General features: G+C 72.8%; 1 protein-coding gene. It reads right to left on the bottom strand.

Annotated elements, in window-relative coordinates:
• Positions 1-250 (bottom strand): hypothetical protein (locus O2W53_RS23810; protein ID WP_269165532.1); only part of this gene is annotated, 250 nt, incomplete at both ends.

The raw sequence follows: 250 nt of genomic DNA, 5'->3' as shown, positions 1-250 counted from the left end.
TTCACCGCGGTCTGCCCGTCCCAGACGTTCTCCGACGAGGCCGTCACCGTCGCCTGCCCGGCGAGGTTCTCCCCCGTCGGGACGCTCGACTCGGGGGCCGGCTCCGTGACGGGAGTCGGGGTCGGCTCCGGGGTCGGCTCAGGGATGGGAGTCGGAGTGGGCTCCGGAGTGGAGACGACCGGCTCGGTTCCCCACGTCTCGAGCTCGGCCAGGCCGACGTTCCCGGTCCAGTCGGAGACCGAGTCGACCG

This window comes from Modestobacter sp. VKM Ac-2978, from assembly GCF_026968025.1.
GTDB lineage: Bacteria > Actinomycetota > Actinomycetes > Mycobacteriales > Geodermatophilaceae > Modestobacter.
Note: the sequence above shows the minus strand (reverse complement) of the source record. Positions and strands in the feature narration are given on the sequence as shown.